Annotated in this window: 15 protein-coding genes and 1 tRNA gene; 14 read left to right on the top strand and 2 right to left on the bottom strand. The window is 47.6% G+C overall.

Going from position 1 to position 16,489, the window contains the following annotated elements; all coding sequences use genetic code 11:
• Positions 1 to 85: 85 nt before the first annotated feature.
• The 5 genes from folK to HNR50_RS05760 all read left to right on the top strand — a co-directional run bounded on the left by folK (position 86) and on the right by HNR50_RS05760 (position 8,002).
• A complete protein-coding gene (folK, locus tag HNR50_RS05740; protein ID WP_184744788.1) occupies positions 86 to 601 on the top strand; it encodes a 2-amino-4-hydroxy-6-hydroxymethyldihydropteridine diphosphokinase in 516 nt (171 codons plus the stop codon).
• Positions 602 to 710: 109 nt separating this feature from the next.
• Entirely contained in the window at positions 711 to 2,234 is a 1,524-nt protein-coding gene (proS, locus tag HNR50_RS05745; protein WP_184744790.1) for a proline--tRNA ligase, read from the top strand.
• A 72-nt stretch (positions 2,235 to 2,306) separates the two neighbouring features.
• The gene (locus HNR50_RS05750; protein WP_184744792.1) at positions 2,307 to 3,977 is read left to right on the top strand and encodes a thioredoxin domain-containing protein; all 1,671 of its coding nucleotides are present in this window, start codon (positions 2,307 to 2,309) and stop codon (positions 3,975 to 3,977) included.
• On the top strand, positions 3,974 to 4,690 hold the full coding sequence (locus HNR50_RS05755) for a membrane lipoprotein lipid attachment site-containing protein (RefSeq protein WP_184744795.1): 717 nt from the start codon (positions 3,974 to 3,976) through the stop codon (positions 4,688 to 4,690). Before HNR50_RS05750 ends, HNR50_RS05755 begins: the two co-directional genes overlap by 4 nt.
• Positions 4,691 to 4,726: 36 nt before the next feature.
• Positions 4,727 to 8,002, top strand: a complete 3,276-nt coding sequence (locus HNR50_RS05760) for a DEAD/DEAH box helicase (protein WP_184744797.1) — start codon at positions 4,727 to 4,729, stop codon at positions 8,000 to 8,002.
• Positions 8,003 to 8,100: 98 nt separating this feature from the next.
• Here the strand turns inward: HNR50_RS05760 and HNR50_RS05765 are convergent, their stop codons facing one another.
• The gene (locus HNR50_RS05765; protein WP_184744799.1) at positions 8,101 to 8,691 is read right to left on the bottom strand and encodes a MarR family winged helix-turn-helix transcriptional regulator; all 591 of its coding nucleotides are present in this window, start codon (positions 8,689 to 8,691) and stop codon (positions 8,101 to 8,103) included.
• A 109-nt stretch (positions 8,692 to 8,800) separates the two neighbouring features.
• On the opposite strand from HNR50_RS05765, the gene HNR50_RS05770 reads away from it, so the two are divergent.
• The 5 genes from HNR50_RS05770 to hepT all read left to right on the top strand — a co-directional run bounded on the left by HNR50_RS05770 (position 8,801) and on the right by hepT (position 12,414).
• Positions 8,801 to 9,820 (top strand): alpha/beta fold hydrolase, encoded by a 1,020-nt coding sequence (locus HNR50_RS05770; protein ID WP_184744801.1) that lies wholly within the window; start codon positions 8,801 to 8,803, stop codon positions 9,818 to 9,820.
• Entirely contained in the window at positions 9,817 to 10,764 is a 948-nt protein-coding gene (locus HNR50_RS05775; RefSeq protein ID WP_221439816.1) for an ATP-binding cassette domain-containing protein, read from the top strand. Before HNR50_RS05770 ends, HNR50_RS05775 begins: the two co-directional genes overlap by 4 nt.
• 12 nt (positions 10,765 to 10,776) lie before the next feature.
• On the top strand, positions 10,777 to 11,535 hold the full coding sequence (locus HNR50_RS05780; RefSeq protein ID WP_184744803.1) for an ABC transporter permease: 759 nt from the start codon (positions 10,777 to 10,779) through the stop codon (positions 11,533 to 11,535).
• An 80-nt stretch (positions 11,536 to 11,615) separates the two neighbouring features.
• Positions 11,616 to 12,008, top strand: a complete 393-nt coding sequence (gene mntA, locus HNR50_RS05785; protein WP_184744805.1) for a type VII toxin-antitoxin system MntA family adenylyltransferase antitoxin — start codon at positions 11,616 to 11,618, stop codon at positions 12,006 to 12,008.
• Between the two features lie 7 nt (positions 12,009 to 12,015).
• Positions 12,016 to 12,414, top strand: coding sequence for a type VII toxin-antitoxin system HepT family RNase toxin (gene hepT, locus HNR50_RS05790; RefSeq protein ID WP_246433895.1), 399 nt, complete (start codon positions 12,016 to 12,018; stop codon positions 12,412 to 12,414).
• Positions 12,415 to 12,462: 48 nt separating this feature from the next.
• Here the strand turns inward: hepT and HNR50_RS05795 are convergent, their stop codons facing one another.
• Complete coding sequence (locus HNR50_RS05795) at positions 12,463 to 13,053, bottom strand: acetate uptake transporter (protein WP_184744807.1); 591 nt, start codon at positions 13,051 to 13,053, stop codon at positions 12,463 to 12,465.
• Positions 13,054 to 13,283: 230 nt separating this feature from the next.
• Between HNR50_RS05795 and arcC the strand changes: the two genes are divergently transcribed.
• From arcC to HNR50_RS05815, 4 genes are all read left to right on the top strand, one after another.
• Positions 13,284 to 14,234 (top strand): carbamate kinase, encoded by a 951-nt coding sequence (gene arcC, locus HNR50_RS05800; protein ID WP_184744809.1) that lies wholly within the window; start codon positions 13,284 to 13,286, stop codon positions 14,232 to 14,234.
• A 37-nt stretch (positions 14,235 to 14,271) separates the two neighbouring features.
• Positions 14,272 to 15,471: a knotted carbamoyltransferase YgeW gene (gene ygeW, locus HNR50_RS05805; RefSeq protein WP_184744811.1), complete on the top strand. Its 1,200-nt coding sequence runs from the start codon at positions 14,272 to 14,274 to the stop codon at positions 15,469 to 15,471.
• Between the two features lie 116 nt (positions 15,472 to 15,587).
• A tRNA-Arg gene (locus HNR50_RS05810) sits at positions 15,588 to 15,661 on the top strand.
• A 284-nt stretch (positions 15,662 to 15,945) separates the two neighbouring features.
• A complete protein-coding gene (locus HNR50_RS05815) occupies positions 15,946 to 16,344 on the top strand; it encodes a GNAT family N-acetyltransferase (protein WP_184744814.1) in 399 nt (132 codons plus the stop codon).
• The last annotated feature ends 145 nt before the right edge of the window (positions 16,345 to 16,489 follow it).

Raw genomic sequence — 16,489 nt, forward strand, 5'->3', positions numbered from 1 at the left:
AAAATAATCTGCGCTCCAGCTTAAAAGCGGTAGTTTCAGAACTGCTTGTGCCGGTTTGGGCATTTCTCGAAGGGGGAAATAGTAAATGGAAAAAGAATGGCATACAGCCTATATCGCCTTGGGTTCCAATATGGGTGACCGGATGGATCATCTCAGCAGGGCTCTGAAGCTTATGGATGCTTCAGAAGGCTGCCGCGTATCCCGCGTGTCGTCTATCTACGAAACCGAACCCTATGGCAATACAGATCAGGACAGGTTTCTCAACGGGGCCGCGGAAGTCCGCACAGTTCTGTCTCCCGGGGCGCTTATGAACCGCCTTTTGGAAATCGAAGCCGAATTGAAAAGAGAGAGAACCGTTCACTGGGGACCGAGAACCATCGACCTGGATATCCTCTTCTACGATGATATCGTCAGCTCCGACCCCCATGTAATTATTCCCCACCCGGGTATTCAGGACAGGCTCTTCGTTCTCAGGCCGCTCTGCGATATCGCCCCCCGGTATATTCATCCCCTTCTGAAGAAACAATGCGACAGGATCGCCGAATCTCTCAAAGGAGAGCAGGAAGAACCGCGACGGCTCGAAGAAGGTATCGATCTGTAAAATTATTAAGGGGATGCAGCGTTCCGAACCATTGAAAACCGAAGGATTTTCCCCTATGATTATCACCTTAAAAGAAATATTGAAATACTAATAAAATACAGGAAAGCCCATGGCAAAAGACAACAAGACAGCAATCAATCCCCGAAGGGATGAAGACTACCCCATCTGGTATCAGGAAGTGATCAAGGCGGCCGACATGGCGGAAAACAGCGATGTCCGCGGCTGCATGGTTATCAAACCCTGGGGATACACCATCTGGGAAAACATTCAGAAGGAACTGGACGATATGTTCAAGGCGACAGGACACAAGAACGCCTATTTCCCTCTGTTCATCCCCTTAAGTTATCTGCAGAAAGAGGCTGACCACGTTGAAGGTTTTGCAACGGAGTGCGCCGTTGTCACCCATCACAAACTGACAAAAAACTCTGAAGGGACACTTGTTCCCGACGGCGAACTGGATGAGCCCCTTATCGTTAGACCGACCAGCGAGACGATTATCGGCGCCACTTTCTCCAAGTGGGTCAATTCCTACAGAGATCTCCCCATACTCATCAATCAGTGGGCCAACGTCGTCCGCTGGGAGAGGCGGACCAGGCTGTTTCTGAGAACAGCTGAATTCCTCTGGCAGGAAGGACACACGGTTCATGCCACAAAAGAGGAAGCGGTCGACGAAACCATCAAGATGCTGGGCGTCTATCGGGATTTTGCCGAACAGGTCATGGCTATTCCGGTCATTACCGGTGAGAAGAGCGAATCGGAGAGATTTCCCGGAGCCGTTTCCACCTATTCCATTGAAGCGATGATGCAGGACAGAAAGGCCCTTCAGGCCGGTACATCCCATTTCCTGGGACAGAAATTCGCCAAAGCTTCGAATATCAAATTCCAGTCCAAAGACATGCAGGAAGAGTATGCATGGACCACCTCCTGGGGTGTTTCCACAAGGCTGATCGGCGCGCTGATCATGACTCACTCCGACGACAACGGTCTGGTTCTCCCTCCGAGAATCGCTCCGGCCCATGTCGTGTTCCTTCCCATCTACAAGACTGATGAGGAGCGCGATACGGTTCTCGCCTTTATCGAAGAGATCAGAACGGAGATCCGCGGACTCGGAAGATATCATGAGAGACATATCGTCGCCGATGTGGATGACAGGGATATGCGCGGCGGCGAGAAGAACTGGAGCTGGATTAAAAAAGGCGTTCCCCTGAAAGTAGAAGTGGGTATGCGCGATATCGAAAAGAACTCTCTGGCGGTTCTGCGCCGCGACAATCCCGAGCTGAAGAAGGATTTTATTAATAGAGATGAGTTTGTGAAAAATCTTCATGCGACTCTCGACGATATACAGAAGACTCTCTTCGACCGTGCCAAAGCATTCCGCGATGAAAACACCAGAACCATCGACGACAAAGATGAGTTCGAAGCCTATTTTACGCCGGAAAACAAGGACAAGCCGGAGATCCACGGGGGATTCGCCCTGTCTCACTGGTGCGGTTCCGTCCAATGCGAAGATGAGCTGAAGGATCTGAAGATCACCATCCGGAACATACCTCTCGATGCAAAAGAGGAAGCAGGTAAGTGTATACACTGCGGAGCGCCGAGCAAACGGCGGGTGGTATTTGCTAAAGCTTATTGATAATCAGCACCGCTTACGGATTATGCCGGGCGGTGTTTGACTTTATAAGACTTTTGGTTCAACAATTAATTGATGAAGCGCTTGTTGTTTCTCCTCATATTTATTTTCTCCTTTCCCCTTTTCAGCGATGATACAGCGGATGTTCCCGCTGCGGATGAAGGCGTTCTCAGTGAAGGACCGGACAGCGCTGTCGTAATCGATGACACGCCGGCGGGAGTGTCCGAAACTGCGGACGCGGCTTTGGCGAATCCCGAAACTGCAGAAGCTGCCGGACCGGAATCACCTGCTGAACCTGACGAAACCGAAACGTCCGCACCTGATTCGCCAACGGGTACAATCCTCTTGCGGCCTACCGGGGCAAGCGGCGGATACACTGTCTATATCGACGGAGAAGAGGCCGGTTCAGATCTCAAAGTTGTCAATGTCGAACCGGGAGAACATCTTGTCGAAATCAGGCAGAAAAGATTGCGGATCGAACGTGTCCTTCTTACGGAAAATGTGACGGTTCCTGCAGTCGGTTCCGCCGAATTCACGTTTACTCTTCCCGATATGCTGGGAAGCGAAGAGACAGTGATCCTCGATCTGAAACGGCGTATCGAAAGGGCCATAGACAATAAGGAATCGCTATTTGATTTGAGGGATGAAATTACCTCGTTTCTGGAACAGATGCCGGACTGGATGGAGGACAAACCTGTTCTGGAAGATTACAGACTCAAAATTCTTATCGAACTGGAGCAGCGCAGAGCCACCACTAATTTTATTTTCGGGGATATGATCGACCTCTCTTTTTTTATGGAGGATTATGACTTTATAGACTATGAATTGCATACGACTCCCGCTTCTTTCGATTTTAAGTGGGCTCTCAAATATGTATTGATTCTCAAAAGGCTTCAAATGCTTCAAATTCTCATGAACAGGGATTTTGAACTCTATGGAGAACAATTGGGCGAGAACGAGCTTCTCCTGGCTCTCGCTGGTCGGGTAACGCCGGATTTTGCTGAAAAATATCGCACCGATTTTCAGTCCATTAACAATATGTATCTTCATTTCATTGGTGAAAAGCGCATTCCCGACAGACGCAATTTTCAAAAGCAGCTTGCGGTTCGCTACGGCAGCGTCTGGGAATCGCTCGAATCCATCAAATCCAGTGATATCCTTCCGGACAGCAGGGACGTGCTGGCCATAAAGGCCGCCTATAGTTCTATGGATCTCTCCGTGCTCTGGAATCCCGATATGCTGAAAAGCGGAGAAAGGCCTCTGAAGTTCAATCTGACCGCAGGCGGAGGCGCTTTGCTCACAGCCGGTCTGTTCTGGGAACCCCGGCCCTGGTTCGCCCTGAATGTGGGTGTTTCGGGAACATATGACTTTATTAACAGAAGCGGAGAGGATGATTGGCTCGCTGATGAAAATCCTTCCATGACCTTTTCCATTCCCGTTGAGTTGGATTTCTTCATCGTCAACAGGAAGCTGGAGATCTTTCTGGGGATAACAGCTGATATTTTTCGTCTTCAGAACAAACCGACTATTCACTGGAGTAACGGTTTCGCCCGTGACGCGGAAGGGTTCCAGACAGGAAGCGTAATTGCTTTCTGGACCGCTGTCGGAATTAATGCGGGTATCGGACTGGATCTGGGTAAGGTCGATATTTATCTGTCCAACTATTTTTATATAACCGATTTCAGTCTCGACAGTTTCAATATCGACTCGATCCGCTATTCCCCGGCCATAGGAGTCCGCCTGTGAAAAAATCTGTAATTCTGATAATCGCGGCATTTCTGCTGTCCGGATGTTTTGATTTTCTCCCTTTTTACAAATACGACTCCGATCCCGAGCCGGTTTATGTGCATTGGAGCGTTACCGGCGGGGGAACTGACTGGAAAATCAATGAAACCGGTAAATGGGGGAACGGTGGAGCGGAAATTTTTTTTGATGGAAACACTTTTCAGGCAAATTCCGTATGGAGTGAAGGGCGGGCTCCGGCTTTCGGCAATTTAACTGCATTCGGCCCATTATCTCCTTTCCAAATCATGACCGGGTATCTGCAGAGTTTTTTAAGCGGTATCGACTTTTCCACTCCCGGCATATCAATAAGCACCGATATAAGCGGAACTCTTGTCACTTACACCGCCTATACGGGAGAGGTAGGATGGAGTATCCCCTATGAAGCGGAAATTGATGGTTTTACATTTCTCGATTATCTGGATCCCAATCAGCTTTCCGGTTCCGGGACTCTTGCGGTCGTCGAATTCAATACGCAAAGCGATGATCCCTTTCTCCAGGGGCAGGGACTAGCTGTCTTTCACAATGGGTATCCCGGGGGATTGCTCTATTTCGCATTCGAACACCACAGCGGTTACATCTCCCTTTTTCACCTCAATTATTCCAGTTCTTCCCAGAGCGTAGACTATTTCGGACAGCTGGAAGCCGACTATAAGTGGTACTTTTTCCCTTATTGATTTTTATCTTCAAATACGCCAATATTTCAAAGCCCTATGGAACAGCAGTTTCTATTTGATGACTTCGAACCGGGTTTCCAGGAGCCTCAGCCGGAGAAAGTAAGAAAAACAAAAAAAAGCCCCTCAAAGTCCTCAAAGAAGAAGGCAGAAAAGAAAACGGTAGATGAGCAGCCTCTCTCTCTTTTTGATGATCTTCCTCTCTTCGCATCAGCAGATCTCTTTCAGCCGGATCTCTTCTCCCAACCGGAACCCCGAAAGGCCGTTACGCCCAAGTCGAAAGTCATAAAAACATCGAAAAAGTCCAAAAAAGGCGAAACTGCTGAATCGGTTCCTGCGGAGCTTTCCGATAGGGAAAGACAATCGGACGCTCAAATCATATCCGAGCCTTTGCCGGAAAAGCATAGGGAAGCTGAACCTGTCCTGGAGCCTGATCATGAGCAGCCGCCGGAACCGGAAAGAAAAACCGTAAATGAGTCAGAACGTCTCCCCGAACCTGAACCCGAACCGATTCCGGAAGAGCCTCCTGAAGAGAAGCCTCCCTGGTCTCACGGTTTTGTTATCGAACCGGATTTTTTCACAGATACCATGACGAGGGGGCTTTCGGCAACGGCTTATCATCTCAATAATTATCCCGGAGAAGAGGAGAATCCCCTTCATCCCTGGGGAACATCTGATGAGACCGGTGAACTGTCCGGCCTGGAAGAAAAGTTTCACAAACTGCTTAAAAAAAACAAAGGACTTTATCGCCTTTCTGATGCTTTCAATCAGATCGAACTGGGTGAAATCGGTTCTTTCTATTACCGGGACTACCGGGGGCTCATCGATGTGCATGTGAGGGAAATACTGGAGACGCGCATCAGTTTCGTTTTTTACGATCATAAAGGGGGCGACCCCTTTTATATGCCTCAGGTGACATTCTCCGATGGAAAAACTTCTTCCCGGACTCTCTATCTCCCCCATGAATTCTACAACGACAGCGGCCTCTTCTACCTTCTTGATATACACAGCGCCGTTATTTTCTATATGCGGCAAGTTAATGAGGCATCAGACTGGATTATCGACTTTTTTGCAAACTGCACGTCCATGAGCGAAGAGGAAATTATCAGCCTGTCGGAAAGAGTGGGGAAGGGGCTGCCTGAAGGAATCTTCGTCGAACTGCCTCAGAGCAGAATCGAGTACGTTAATCCCGAGCCTGTTCCCATACTGGAATTCTCCGAAAGAGGAAGAAAGTCCCGAATCTCTCTTTTCTTTCGCTATGAAGACCGCGAATTTGCTTTCAGAAAAAACACGACAGCCTCATTCATATCCGAAAAAACTGATGATGTGACAACTATCATAAACAGGAATACGGCTTTTGAGCTTGAAGCTTTCAACTATTTCTGCGAAGTAATGGAAGACAAACTCATATACAGCGATCTCGAGTTCCGCGACGGCTTCACTTTCGAGTTCAAGAGTTCGGTGGACAAGATGCTCCTCCATTTCGGGGAACAGCTCATTTCCGACGGTGCCGAGCTGAGAAGGCGGGGAACCAAACAGAAGATCCGTATGGCCGCCGGATTCTCATTCAATGTCAACAAGAGCCATGACTGGCTCGATATAAAAGCGCGGATTAAAGATACGGAAGGGAATCTCGATGATCCCGTTTTTGACAGCTTCACTCCCGGCGATCCCCTTATGAAAGGGCGGAGCGGGTTCTACCTGATCCGTCAGGCCGATCTGGAAAAGCTGGAACAGCTCCGGAATATGGGAATGGATGACGACGGGGAACTGAGTCTCTCTTCCTTCAATCTGGGTATGATCGATGTTCTGTACGATGAGATTGAAAACCGCGACAACGAGGAGGTCCTCCGGCTCGGGAAGGCGATCGAAGGTCTTCAGCATTTTGATGAGATAGAAGAAGCCGAGCCTCCCGAAGGTCTGAACGCGACTCTCCGGCACTATCAGCAGGCGGGACTCAACTGGCTGTACTTTCTGAATCAGTATAACCTCAACGGCTGTCTGGCCGATGATATGGGACTGGGAAAAACGATCCAGACTCTGGCCCTGCTTATGAAGTTGAAAAACGAAGGGAAGCTTGAAAAAGCCCTGATCGTCGTTCCTGTCAGTACCATGCCCAACTGGCAGGATGAAGCTGAAAAATTCACGCCTTCTCTCAAGACTCTCCGTCACTACGGTCCCGGCAGGGCTAAAACGGAACTTGAGCTTCAGGACTTCGACATCATTCTGGTCAGCTTTCACACTCTCAGAAATGATATAGAGCTCTTCTCCTCAATGGATTTCACTTATCTCATACTCGATGAGGCCCAGAATATTAAAAACGCCTCCTCCCAGATATTCAAAAGCGTCAAACTGGTCCATGCAAGGCATCGCCTGTCTCTGACCGGTACACCTATCGAGAACAACACAATGGATCTCTGGGCCCAGTTCGACTTCCTCAACCCGGGACTTCTCAGTTCGGCGGAACAGTATAAGCGGCGATTCGCCCGGCCCATCGAGGATGAAAATGATGAAGGGGCGACGGAACTGCTCAGAAAAATCGTCTTTCCCTTTATTCTGCGCAGAAAGAAAGAAGACGTCGTCAAAGATCTTCCGGAAAAAGAGGAGATTATCCAGCATATCGAACTGGGATACGAACAGCGCAAGCTCTACAACGAGATTCGGGAATATTACCGGAATAAAGTCAGCGATTCTGTCAACGACAACGGTGTGGCGGGGTCGCAGATGGTTATATTCGAAGCCCTTCTCAGGCTCCGGCAGGCGGCAAACTTTCCGAAAATGGTTTCCGAGGAATACAGCCATATCATCCCCGCCAAGTTTGAAATGCTTAAGGACCTGATTAAAGAGATTCTAGAGGAGAATCACAAAATCCTCATCTTCTCCCAGTTTGTCAAATCTTTACATATCATACGTGATTATCTGGATCAGGCGGGAATCACCTATTCCTATCTGGACGGACAGACCCGGGACCGGGACGGGCAGATCAAGAGCTTTCAGAATGATGAGTCGAACCGCGTTTTCCTGATCAGCCTCAAAGCCGGGGGAGTGGGAATCAACCTCACATCAGCGGATTACGTCGTTCTCTTCGATCCCTGGTGGAATCCCGCTATCGAAGCCCAGGCCATTGCCAGAAGCCACAGGATCGGACAGCAGAACCGTGTTATCGCCTATAAGTTCATCGCCAAGGATACGGTGGAGGACAAGATTCTGGAGATGCAGAACCGCAAGAAGATGCTTGTGGAGGATGTCGTTTCCACGGAGAGCAGTTTCTTCAAATCTCTGGGGAAAGAGGATGTGGTGAATCTGTTCAGTTAGAGGGATTTCACTATCTTCAGAATCAATCCATGCCCTATGATAAAGCCCTGTTTGAGAAAATGGCCGATAATATGTGGAATAGAATCAAGCCTTAAGTGTCAGTTCTGGAGCCGGCTTAAAAGACCTAGCGAATTCAGTAAAGCTTTTTTATCATTGTCTTCCAAACCGATAGAACAGGATTTATAGATATTCAGTCCCTGTTCCCTGTATTCATCCAGAGTTCTCCGTCCTTCTTCTGTTACGCTGACCAGTTTCGATCGCCGGTCATCGGGGTTCTCCTTCTCCTCTATCCAGCCCTGTTTATTCAGACGATTGACCACTTCAACTCCCGACGACATTTCCATATTGTTGGAAAAAATCAACCGGGATTTTGTCATGTCTCCGTGTTCGTTCAGAACGAAAAGGTACTGGAAATCCATAAAGGATGAAAAGGGCGTTTCGGTCGCAAACCGATTCTGTTCTTTTTTCAGGAGGTTGGCCATATTGACCAGATGCATTCCGATCAGAATGTCTTCCATTCCCGAACCGTCGTGTTCCTCTGCGATGTTTTCCTTTTCTCCGGAGCTCAATAACCAGCGGGAAAAATCGACGATCCAGTCAGATTTTAAAGTCTCTGCACCGGATTGCTTCAGGTAATTTTCCAGATAGGTCAGTAGTTCTTTGGCGTGTTGTAGAGTCGAATCATTCATTTATCCCATAATAATGCTATAAAGCATTAAAAATCAAGCTGTATAGTTGACTTTAATAAAATATCACAGTATATAAAGTGCTATAAAGCATTAAATATAAGGATTTAGTATGAAAAAGAAGCTTATTAAGAGAATTTTACTCATTATCGCTATTGTGATTGCCTCACTTGCATTGCTGGCAGTCATCGTTCCTCTGTTTATTTCTCCATCACCTCTAGAGGATGTGGTCTCTGTTGAAGAGGTTCAAAGGAACGACAGCCGTTTTGTCACTATTCCCTTTGAAGGGACTGATGGCATTGAAATCCATTATAGGGAAAAGGGCGGGGCAGATAAGGATGAACCTGTTTTTGTTCTCCTTCACGGCTCCATGTACAACCTGTATTCCTGGGACAGGGTTATGGACTTTTTCGGTTCCATGGGACGGGTCATCGCTTATGACCAGGTTCCCTACGGACTGAGTGAAAAAATGATATCCGGTGACTGGTCCGGAGCCAATCCCTATACACAGGAAGCGGCGGTAGATCAGCTAGTGGCTCTGCTCGATGAGTTTGATCTCGATCAGGTCTATCTGGTCGGTTCATCATACGGAGGTACTCTGGCAGTACGCACAGCCCTTGAGCATGAGGAGAGAGTCGCCGGTATGATACTGGTCGATGCGGCGGTGTTTGTCAGCGAAACCATGCCCGAATGGCTCCTGGAAAGTCGTCAGATGGAAAATATCGGTCCGCTTTTCGCCAGGATGATGGGAAACAATGTTCCCTTTTATGAATCCTGCTATGCCGACCCCGCTTTTTTCAACGGAAAGCGGAAGGAAGATACAATGATCCTGACAAAAGTGGAGAATTGGGATGCCGCTCTCTGGCAGTACCTGAAGGCCTGGGGGGCTGAGACTTATGATTTTGAGTCCCGAATTTCTTCCATCGATGTACCCGTCCTGGTCATTTCAGGAAGCGAAGACGCCATAGTACCCGTTGAAGACAGTGTGAAACTGGATCGATTGTTACCGGAATCAAAGCTGGAGATTATCAACGGCGCCGGGCATATGCCCCATGAGGAGAGTCCGGAGAAATTTATCGATATCGTAACCCCCTGGATTGATGAAGTCATAAACAGTGAGGCCTCCCTTTGATTTCAAACACCGCTATCAGTATTGAGGGTCTGACACGCTCCTACGGAGGGGAGATGCCGGCTGTGGACTCAATCAGTCTTTCGGTACAGACCGGTTCGGTCTACGCTCTGCTGGGACCGAACGGCGCCGGGAAAACAACAACCATATCCATGCTGTCCACGCTTCTCCGGCCTACGTCCGGCACGGCGAAAGTCGCCGGTCTGGATATCGTCAGGGAGCCGGGAAAAGTCCGCCGGAAAATCGGAACGACTTTTCAGGAAATCGTTCTGGAACCGGATTTCACAGGAAGGGAGAATCTTGACTATCACGCAAGATTGTACGGAATGAAAAAAGCCGAGCGAAGCGGGAAGATCAAAGAGCTGCTCGCGTTAGTGGAACTGGAAGAGGTGGCTGACCGCCCTGTGAAAACCTATTCCGGAGGGATGAAAAGGCGCCTTGAGCTGGCCCGCGGTCTAGTCGCAGATCCTGAGATTCTTATACTCGATGAGCCGACCCAGGGGTTGGATCCACAGAACCGGACAAAGATCTGGGAGTATATAAAATCACGGCAGGAACAAAAGGGAATAACCGTTTTGCTGACAACTCATTATATGGATGAAGCCGAAGCCGTATCGGACAGAGTGGGAATCATCGACAGGGGAAAAATCATGGCAGAGGGGACTCCCCGGGAGCTTATTGACCAGATGGGTTCCGATGGAATTCGCCTGAAGGGCACAGGGGATAAGGTAACCCTGATTCGGACTTTAAAAGATCTGCCTTTTGTAGAAACCGTGGAAGCCATAGGCGATATGGTCCAGATCGGCGTTGATTCAGGCAATCGCAGGCTGGCAGAGGTTGTGGAAAAGGCATTCGGCTGCGGTTACAGAATTGAAGATATCACTCTATCGAAACCAACCCTGGAAGATGTTTTTCTAAAGCACACAGGGCGGCATTTAAGAGACTGAAAAAGGATAAATATGAACGCTACATTTATTTTCTGGCAGAAATATATGCACAAGACGCTGAAGCATCCCGAGGAAATAGCCGGAATGCTGATTCAGCCTCTTCTCTGGGTCGTTCTTTTCGGCGTGGGTATGCGCGGCATGATGAAAGGGGATAATTATATGACCTTTATGATTCCTGGAATCGTCGCCCTTACAGCAGTAGGAGCCGCCATCGCAGGAGGATCGACCTGGTTGAACGAAAGGTTAAGCGGTATCGTAAAAAAATACAGAGCCGCTCCGGTTCCCCGGGTGAGCATCCTTTCAGGGCATGTTCTGACGATCACTACAAAAGTGCTCATTCAGGCACTTATCATTTTTCTGGTCGGCCTCATCATGGGAGCGGAATTGAACGGAAACCCCTTCGGATGGTTGGGCGGTTTGATTCTCATAGCTGCTTTCGGAATCGGTTTTTCCGGATTGGCTCTGGCCGCGGCAACTATGACTGACAGTTCCGAAGGATATCACATGCTCATTTTCCTTCTTCAAATGCCTCTGCTGTTTCTGAGCAACTCGCTGTATCCCCTTGCATCGCTTCCCCTGTGGATGCGTATCGGAGCTCTGGCCAATCCGACGACCTATGTGGTTACCGGGTTGCGGCAGACTGCACTCGATTCCGCTCAATCGGCAGGAGCCGCTGCGATTCCTCTCTGGATCTGTTTTGCCGTAAGCGCGGGGTTTGCCCTGGCGGGGCTGGCCGCAGCGGCTAAAGCTTTTAAAAAAGAGAACAGGTAAATTATACGATCTATTTATAGAATGACTTCAAATCGGTTTATCCTTGTGATAAACCGTTTTTTAACATACATTTTGATTATATGATTGAGAAGATCCAGACTGTTGCGGCAGATATATTCAGGAAATACGATAAGGTCGTTGCTGTTTTTTTACTGGGAAGTGCTGCCACCAGTAAATTAAGACCGGATAGTGATATAGATATGGCTTTACTTACCGAATCAGGTAAAAAAATCTTACCATCTGATTTTTTAAGCCTTTCATCATCTTTATCTTATGAATTCTCAAGAACTGTTGATCTGGGGATTATCTCTTCGAAAAACCTGATCTATGCCAGAGAAGCCTTGTTGAAAGGTATTCCTGTGTTTGTCAGAGATGAAGACAAAATGAATCTGCTCAGGGCTAATCTTCTGGGGATGTACATTCAATTTAATGAAGATAGAAGGGAAATTGTGGAAGCCTATGCAAGCCGATAATGTCATATTGAATAAATCAGCCATTATTGAACGGTCTCTTAGAAGAATGAGAGAGGAATACAACGCAAATCCCCAACTGGATAATTTTACTCATATTGATGCATTAATCCTCAATCTGGAGAGGGCTTGTCAGGCAGCTATTGATTTGGCCCAGCATCTTGTCGCTATTAAGCATTTGGGAATGCCCCAGAATAGCGCGGAATCATTTCATCTTCTTGAAAATTCCGGAATAATATCATCAGCTTCTACTAAATCCATGATTGCCATGACAGGTTTCAGAAATATCGTAATCCATGAATATCAGAAGTTGGATATGGGGATTTTGAAGCAGATAGTTGAAGAAGAATACAAATCGCTTATTCTTTTCTGCAAAGAAATAGGCATTGAAATTCTTGTAAATGAATAAAAAAAGGAGCCGTTCCCGGCTCCTTTCAAATCCAATCTTAAGCGTAGATTACTTTCTGTAACCCAGGGGCAAAACTTCTTTGCTGTACAGCTCGTTGAGAACTTCTCCCATGGCCGTGTAGATGGCGCTGGATCCGCAGAAGATTCCCACGACACCGGCTACTCGTCCTACAAAGGCGATACCTGTGAAATCTTTTATGGCTAACAGGAAGAAAAGCAATGTCAGCGTGCCGAATACGACCTGAAGAGCTCTTGTGAGTCTCAGAGTTCCGATAAACATGAATCCTGTAAAGATTCCCCACATAAGCAGGTAAAACCCCATGGACAGATCATCAGAAGCCGGTGCCCATCCCAATCGGGGGAGTTCGAGCAGCGCTACGAAGGACAGCCAGAAGGCTCCGTAGGAAGTGAAGGCTGTTGCGGCAAAAGTGTTACCTTTTTTCTGTTCGTGCAGGCCGGCGAAAATCTGAGCCAGTCCTCCGAAAAAGACTCCCATGGCAAGGATCATGGAATTGAGCTCAAAAAGCCCTATGTTGTGAATATTCAGCAGTACGGTTGTCATACCGAATCCCATCAGTCCCAGAGGGGCGGGATTGGCTGTTTGATCGAGAATTCTTCTCGCTTCAGAGTTATTGGACATTATGTCTTTCTCCTTTTTTACTTTGTCCGGGTCTTTAAGTAACTAAACCCGGATAACTCTATACGGGGGGCAATTATAGATAAAATAATATACATGAGCAATATGGGCGAATGAACAGATCATTTTTTGTTGAAAGAATTTTACAACCCGGACTGTTTCGTGGTAATATCAGACAATCATACTTTGTTTGATCATTATAGAAAAAATCGAAAAAACAGGAGGCAGTCAACATGGATAAGAAATTGGCTGTTATAGCAATCGGGGGAAACTCCTTAATCACAGATAAAGACCATCAGACAGTAGAGGATCAGTATCAGGCCATCTGTACTACTGCAAAGCATATTGTTGATCTCATAGAGGAAGGGTACAGCGTAGTTGTCACTCACGGAAACGGACCTCAGGTCGGTTTCATCCTCAGAAGATCGGAAATCGCTCATGAAACAGCGGGTATGCACTCCGTTCCTCTGGTAAGTTGCGGAGCCGATACGCAGGGCGCTATCGGATACCAGATCCAGCAGGCTATGGACAATGAATTCAAGAGCCGCGGCATGGATAAAAGCGCGGTGACTATCGTAACCCAGGTGGAAGTTGATAAAGAGGATCAGGCTTTTGCCAATCCGAGCAAACCTATCGGGACTTTTTACTCTGAAGAGCAGATGGAGACCATCAGAAAAGAGCATCCTGACTGGAACATGGTTTCCGATGCCGGTAGGGGATACAGGAGAGTCGTTCCTTCTCCCAGACCGCAGAGTATCGTGGAGCGCGAAGCCATCAATACGCTCATCGATGCGGGATTCAATGTCATCGCTGTCGGCGGCGGCGGGATCCCGGTGGTCCGTGAAGAAAACGGTTTTACGGGAATCGACGCTGTTATCGACAAGGATTTTGCAACAAGCCTTCTTGCTGCGGATCTCAAGGCGGATCTGCTGATCATCTCTACCGGTGTTCCCCAGGTGGCTCTGAACTTCAATACGCCGGAAGAGAAGAGACTGCTGAATGTCTCTCTTGACGAAATGAAAAAATACATGGACGAAGGGCATTTCGCTCCCGGAAGTATGCTGCCCAAAGTTCAGGCCGTTGTCAGTTTCCTGGAAAAAGGCGGGAAAGAAGCCATTATCACCGATCCGGAACACATTAAAGCCGCTGTGGCCGGAGAGACTGGAACCCATATAACAATTTAACTACAATTGTAGAAGGATATAGAAATAGGAGATTTCAATGAGTAAAATTCGTATCGAAGAGATGATAAAAGAACTGTCCCGTCTGGCCAGTGACAAAATGTACAATGATGATTTTTTTCTGACATGGGATAAGAGTGACGATGAGATCAAATCGACTTTCCTCGTTGCCGATATCCTCAGAAACCTGAGAGAGGAAAACATATCCACAAGACTGTTCGACAGCGGTCTGGGAATCTCCCTCTTCAGAGATAACTCCACCAGAACAAGATTCAGCTATGCCAGCGCCTGTAATCTTCTCGGTCTTGAAGTCCAGGATCTCGATGAAGGAAAATCCCAGGTAGCGCACGGCGAAACCGTAAGGGAAACCGCTAACATGATCTCCTTCATGGCTGACGTTATCGGAATCAGAGACGATATGTACATCGGAAAAGGACACACCTATATGCAGGAAGTGTCCGACTCAGTTAAGCAGGGACACCTGGACGGCGTTCTCGAGCAGAGACCGACTCTCGTCAATCTCCAGTGCGATATCGACCACCCCACACAGTCCATGTCCGATGCTCTTCATCTTATTAACGAGTTCGGCGGAATCGAAAACCTCAAGGGCAAGAAAGTTGCCATGACCTGGGCTTATTCCCCCTCTTACGGCAAACCTCTTTCCGTTCCCCAGGGAATCGTCGGACTTTTGACCAGGCTCGGAATGGAAGTGCATCTGGCTCATCCCGAAGGTTATGAAATCATGCCTGAAGTTGAAGAAGTAGCCAGAGTTAACGCCGAGAGATCAGGCGGAAAATTCGTTAAATCCAACTCCATGGCGGAAGCCTTCAAAGATGCGGATATCGTGTATCCCAAATCATGGGCACCTTTCGCGGCTATGGAAAAGAGAACCAACCTTTATGGTGAGGGCGACCACGATGGAATCAAAGCTCTTGAGCAGGAACTTCTCGCACAGAACGCCAAGTACAAAGATTGGGAATGTACGGAAGAGCTTATGGCGACAACCAAAGAAGGGAAAGCGCTTTATATGCACTGCCTCCCCGCTGACATATCAGGTGTCAGCTGTAAAGAAGGCGAAGTAGCCGCATCAGTTTTTGACAGATACAGAGATCCTCTCTACAAAGAAGCCAGCTACAAACCCTACATCATCGCCGCCATGATTCTTCTGAGCAAATGCCAGAACCCCGCGGACACTCTTCAGAAAATGCTGGAAAAAGGCAAAAGAAGATTTGACGACTGATTTTTTCTTATAAAAAACTCCTGAACCGCCCCTCAGCCGGGGCGGTTCATCTCTTTATAATGTTGATCCCAAACCATTGACTTACAGCCCCATTCGCTGTAAATTCCTATTGATATGGTCGATTAGCTCATTTGGATAGAGCGCTTCCCTCCGGAGGAAGAGGTGGTGGGTTCGAGCCCCGCATCGATCACACTTTAGGCACCTTTTAAGGTGCCTGTCTTATTTATAATTAGCGGGGCTCGATCCGAAATGAGCGCCGAGCAAGTGCGAGGATTAGCCGGCATGGATGCCGGCGACAGCGAATGCAGGTGGCTTGGAGCCGCAGTCAGGAAGACTGCGAGCGGAAAGGAGCCCCGCATCGATCACACACTCAGGCACCTTTCAGGTGCCTGTTTTATTTTTTAAGTCGGGGCTCGATCATTTGTGCGCAAATCATGCTAAAATAAAATCTGTTAACAGGAGATCTCACGAATCATGGATTATCAGATAATTACCGCTGATTACAATTCCCCATACCTTGAACAACTGAAGAAATGGTTCGAATCGGAATGGAAAAGAGAGTACATTTTCCATAGGAATATTCCAAATCCCCTTATTGCCCTTTCAGGGGAAAGATTGTTAGGTGGTTTGGCTTTCACCGAATATCCGAATCCTGAAAAGGAAGGAATGGCCCTTTGGATCAATGCGCTATTTGTAAAGCAGGAAAATAGAAAATCTGGTATAGCTTCCGACTTGATCAGCGCTGCAAATGAAATGACAGGATCCGTGGAACTCTATGTATTGACTCATATACCGCTGCTTTATCAGAAATCGGGATGGACAATAATTTCAGTTGAAGAAAAGAATTCAGTACTCAAAGCACCGCTTCCATAATCGATATACTATCAGAAATTCATTAGTTTAATGGAAATCAGCAGAACTGGATCTGTCATTAATGCTGAATCGATTTCAGTTGTTTCAATTTCCAGATCAGATGAAAAACTCTTTTCCTCTATTAGTTAAATGTATATTCCGATAA

Origin of the sequence: Spirochaeta isovalerica (assembly GCF_014207565.1) — a bacterium.
Classification (GTDB): domain Bacteria; phylum Spirochaetota; class Spirochaetia; order DSM-2461; family DSM-2461; genus Spirochaeta_F; species Spirochaeta_F isovalerica.

Coding starts and splice junctions, on each gene's coding strand:
- folK (WP_184744788.1), top strand. CDS start 86: ATGGAAAAAGAATGGCATACAGCCTATATCGCCTTGGGTTCCAATATG.
- proS (WP_184744790.1), top strand. CDS start 711: ATGGCAAAAGACAACAAGACAGCAATCAATCCCCGAAGGGATGAAGAC.
- HNR50_RS05750 (WP_184744792.1), top strand. CDS start 2,307: ATGAAGCGCTTGTTGTTTCTCCTCATATTTATTTTCTCCTTTCCCCTT.
- HNR50_RS05760 (WP_184744797.1), top strand. CDS start 4,727: ATGGAACAGCAGTTTCTATTTGATGACTTCGAACCGGGTTTCCAGGAG.
- HNR50_RS05765 (WP_184744799.1), bottom strand. CDS start 8,691: ATGAATGATTCGACTCTACAACACGCCAAAGAACTACTGACCTATCTG.
- HNR50_RS05770 (WP_184744801.1), top strand. CDS start 8,801: ATGAAAAAGAAGCTTATTAAGAGAATTTTACTCATTATCGCTATTGTG.
- HNR50_RS05780 (WP_184744803.1), top strand. CDS start 10,777: ATGAACGCTACATTTATTTTCTGGCAGAAATATATGCACAAGACGCTG.
- mntA (WP_184744805.1), top strand. CDS start 11,616: ATGATTGAGAAGATCCAGACTGTTGCGGCAGATATATTCAGGAAATAC.
- HNR50_RS05795 (WP_184744807.1), bottom strand. CDS start 13,053: ATGTCCAATAACTCTGAAGCGAGAAGAATTCTCGATCAAACAGCCAAT.
- arcC (WP_184744809.1), top strand. CDS start 13,284: ATGGATAAGAAATTGGCTGTTATAGCAATCGGGGGAAACTCCTTAATC.
- ygeW (WP_184744811.1), top strand. CDS start 14,272: ATGAGTAAAATTCGTATCGAAGAGATGATAAAAGAACTGTCCCGTCTG.
- HNR50_RS05815 (WP_184744814.1), top strand. CDS start 15,946: ATGGATTATCAGATAATTACCGCTGATTACAATTCCCCATACCTTGAA.